2 protein-coding genes and 1 pseudogene are annotated in these 4046 nt (G+C 64.0%); 1 reads left to right on the plus strand and 2 read right to left on the minus strand.

Going from position 1 to position 4046, the window contains the following annotated elements; genetic code table 11:
• Positions 1-281: pseudogene (locus R6U20_RS13830) on the minus strand (polyphosphate kinase 1); the annotation flags it as partial.
• A gap of 252 nt (positions 282-533) precedes the next feature.
• On the opposite strand from R6U20_RS13830, the gene R6U20_RS13835 reads away from it, so the two are divergent.
• A complete protein-coding gene (locus tag R6U20_RS13835; RefSeq protein ID WP_410338425.1) occupies positions 534-3425 on the plus strand; it encodes a TolB family protein in 2892 nt (963 codons plus the stop codon).
• Between the two features lie 6 nt (positions 3426-3431).
• Here the strand turns inward: R6U20_RS13835 and R6U20_RS13840 are convergent, their stop codons facing one another.
• A complete protein-coding gene (locus R6U20_RS13840; protein WP_410338426.1) occupies positions 3432-3815 on the minus strand; it encodes a response regulator in 384 nt (127 codons plus the stop codon).
• Positions 3816-4046: the final 231 nt, after the last annotated feature.

The following is a 4046-nucleotide window of genomic DNA, read 5'->3' on the forward strand; positions in this document are numbered from 1 at the left end:
GCATCGTACAGACGTAGCGCAGCGGTGCGCACCAGCGCCAACTGTTCGGCAGGCGTGCGCCCATCGGGCGAGAGCGACGACACCCCCGCCGCCTGCTGCCGCTTGAGTCCGCCCACGCGCTTGCGGAAAAACTCGTCGAGGTTGCTGCCGGTAATGGCGCAGAAGAATACGCGCTCCAACAGCGGAATCCGCTCGTCGAGCGCCTGGTGCAGCACGCGCTGATGAAAGTCGAGCGTGCTCAGTTCGCGGTTAAAAAAGAGCGTAGGATCGTCGAGCGGCATATCGGGTGAAACCGCTCGCGGGGCTACCGACGGCGGAAACGTGCGGGCGTCCGTCTGGTCCGTCTGGGGCGCGGCGTTCATAGGCCGTGGGTTCACATTGGAGGGCACGGTTTGTATCTTATGGTACGAAGTAAAGCGGCTCGTTTGTCAGCAAGGTTCCTTTTGATGATCAGTTTTCTTGTGACGTGCGTCTCGGCCTGCACGACGCGCATAATCCATCGCATCCCCCTTTGTACTGCCCTCGTTGTTGTCGTGCTTGGGGGAGGCGGAGCCCAGGCCAGCTACGGCCAGCAGATTGGGCGCATCCCCGGCACGTATGACGTCGTCACACGGCCCGATTCGGCGTCGTACCAGACGTTTTCAACGGGCGATTACCAGCTCATCTATCCTACCGGAGCCCGCGCCGAGGCTGAGCAGGTGGCGCAGATTCTACGCGACAGCGCCGCCACCACGCACGACATTATCGGGGAGGCCGATCCGCAGCGCCCCATGCCTATCGTGCTGAACAACTACACCGACCGGGCCAACGGATTTGTGCGCCCGCTGCCGTTTAAGCAAGAAATCGAAATTCCGAGCACGCGCACGCCGCCTCTCACCACGCGATATGCCTCGTGGTTTGAGGCGGTGGTGCCGCACGAGCTGACGCACGCCCTACACGCCGAGTATCACCCCGGATTGGGCGTGGGCGGCGTTCTTGATGTCTTTGCGCCAGATGCGGCCCGTGCGCTGAACCTGAACGCGCCCCGAGGCTGGGTCGAAGGACTGGCCGTGTATCGCGAAAGCCAGAATGAGCGCGGAGCGGGCCGCATGACGCTGCCAGCCGCGCTGATGCCCTACCGAGCGGCGCTGGGCAGCGACCAGCCGTGGGGCACCTCGCGCGTGCTTCATCCACCGCGCTACACGCAGCCGTTCGACCGCCACTACCTGGGGGGCGGGCAGCTGGTTCGGCACCTGGTTGAGCAGGCCGACGACCCCGAACAACCGTATGCGTTTGCCCAGCGCACGCTGGCCTGGAACCACCGCATGCCGCTGTTCGGATACGGAGTTGCTCTCTGGTACGGCTTGCGGATGCCCACAGGCCGCGCATCGGGGCGCTTTCTGGAGGCCGAGCAGCAGCGCGAAGCCGAGCGCATCGAGGCACTCGGTACGCTCACCGAGGCCGCACCCGTCACCACATCGCGGCGCGGACTGAACCACCGCCGTCCGTTGTGGACGCATCCCGACACGCTCGTGGCCTACCGATCGGGCTACCGCACGGTGCCCGGCGTGTACCGCGTGCATGTGCCTTCCGGACAGGCCGAACGCATAGCGGCTCACACGCGCACCGCCGATGCGCACCTGCACCTGGCCCCCGACAGTCAGGCCGTGTGGATGAGCCGACAGCGTCCCGCCCGCGCGGTGCCCGGACAGTCGGTGGCCGATGTCGAAACGATTCATCTGCCCACGAGCACGCGCACGTCGCAGTCCAAACGGGCGCGGCTGTTTGCACCGGCCCCGACCTCGGGCGAGGCGTTCTGGGCTGCGCAGGTCGATGGGCCTGCCCACCGGCTTGTTCGATGGCCTGCCGGCAGCGATGCCGAGGCGGAGCCCATTGCCACCGCGGAGTTGCCGCCCCGCACGCGCATTCAGCAGTTAGCTACGCATCCCACTACAAACCAGACCGTAGCGCTCCTCAACCGTGCCGGGCACCATGCGCTCTACACCGTTACGTACGATGCGGAGACCCGGCGCATTGACACGCAGCCGCTGTTCGGGTTCGACGACGCTGCAATCTATGATGTGAACTGGGGCCCCCAGGGCAAGCGGCTGGCGATCAGTGCCGACCCGACGGGCGTGCCCAACGTGTTCGTCCTCGATCTGGATGATCAAGCCGTACATCGCGTAACCAATGAGCCGTATGGAGCGCTGGAGCCGGCCATCGATCCCACCGGGCAGCGCATTGCGTACGTGCGCCACGACTATCAGCGCCACGACCTGGTAACGGTGCCCGTAGCGCCTACCGAGTGGACGCCATGGTCAGGGGGATGCTGGGAGGATGCGTCTTGTGTGCAATCAGCATCGCCCACCGAGCCGCCCGCTGTAGACGACGACATTGCCCGCGCCGACGACGCGCCTTACCGAGCACGCTCGCACATGCGTCCGCGCATGGTCTATCCAACGACACGATTCGACCGCGACGAACTCGAGTCGCAGCCGCCAGGCACAGAACTCGGGCTCGGCGTAGGATTGGGGATGGCTGGGGCCGATCCGTTGCAGCGGTGGGCCTATCGGGCCGAAGCCTACTACCAAACGGGCCAGCTGTGGGGCGAAGCACGCGTGCAAACGGGCTGGTGGGGACAGCCCAGCATCGGCGCATACCGGCGTCCGTACACGGCCACGGTGGGAGTGGAGCAAGAAGAGCCTTCGACGATTGTGCGGCGACAGGTGGGAGTAGAGGAGCGGGGCATCGAACTCACGCTCTCGCAGCCGCTCACCCTGCGGTCGAACGTGTATCACTCGCTGGTACAATTGCGGTGGCGGAGCGAGCTCCGACAAACGCGCTTGTTTGCCGACTTCATTGAGGAGCAGCCCCTTCGAAGCCGTGTTACGCTGCGTCCGCAACTGCTGTACGCCTACCGCCTCCAACAGAACACACGCGACCTCATTCCGCGCGCCGGGTGGGTGGTGTCTGCCAGCCCCTTCATCGACGCGTGGACCGACGGTATTACGGCGGGACGTGCGCTTCAACTGGGCAGCAGCCTCTACCTGCCGTGGCTCGACCGTTTCAACACCGGCATACGCCTGGGGATACAAACGCTGAGTCAGAACCGATCAGCGATCTTCGATCTTGACACGTTTATGCCACGGGGCTACAGCGATGTAGCACTGCCCCAGGGCACCTACGCCCGGGGCGATATTGAGGTGGTGCAGCCGCTGCTGTATCCCGACCGGGGCAGCACGCTCCTCACTGTGGTAGCTGAGGCGTTGTATCTCTACGGCACGGCACAAACCCTTCGCGATTTGCAGGGCCCAGCGGTGTCGTTGTCGAGCGCCACCTTTGGCGTTGGGGCCCGCGTGCGTCTTGCGTACAACCTACCGCTGAATCTGCGCATCGGCGCCTCCTACCGTTTTGCTGATCAGCAGTGGGAAGGCGTGTTTCGGTAACCACGGCTACGACGCAGTGGCCAGACAGCGCTGGATTGTACCCAGCAGGTCGTCTTGCGAAAACGGCTTGCTTACGTACGCATCGAACCCTTCCTGCTCAAAGCGCTGCTGATCGCCCGGCATGGCGTACGCCGTTAGCGCAACCGCCGGGGCCGTTACGTTGTGGGGCGGCTCTCGGAGCGCATTCAGCAGATCGGTGCCGGTGCGCTTTTCACCCAGGTTGATATCCAGAATGAGAAGCTGAAATGTCATTTCGGAGCAGGCCTGCGTCGCCGCATCAACCGACGCTACGAGGGTTGCCTCGTAATTGGGGGCTAAAATGTGCTCCAGGAGCAACTGCGTTTCCGCATTGTCTTCCACAACAAGAACAGCAGGTACGGTATCAGACATGGTAGTACGTGTAGCATGAGGCAAAGGGTGGGCGCACCGCCCTCCGAGCCCCTGACCCAAACAGGGGCATTGCAGTGGGCAGACGCGCTATAGCGTCCAACGCAGTTGGAGGCGCCAGTTGCGCACGCGCGAGCTGTCAATCTGGTCGCGACCTTGGCCAATGACATCGCGGTTGGTATATGCCGTAACGCTGTACTTGGCTTCAAGATGCACCGCCGATGTCAAATCGAG

It is taken from the genome of Longimonas sp. (assembly GCF_046498435.1).
Taxonomy (GTDB): domain Bacteria; phylum Bacteroidota; class Rhodothermia; order Rhodothermales; family Salinibacteraceae; genus Longimonas.

Excerpts from the sequence above, each read along its gene's own strand:
- R6U20_RS13840 (WP_410338426.1), bottom strand. The coding sequence starts at position 3,815 with ATGTCTGATACCGTACCTGCTGTTCTTGTTGTGGAAGACAATGCGGAA.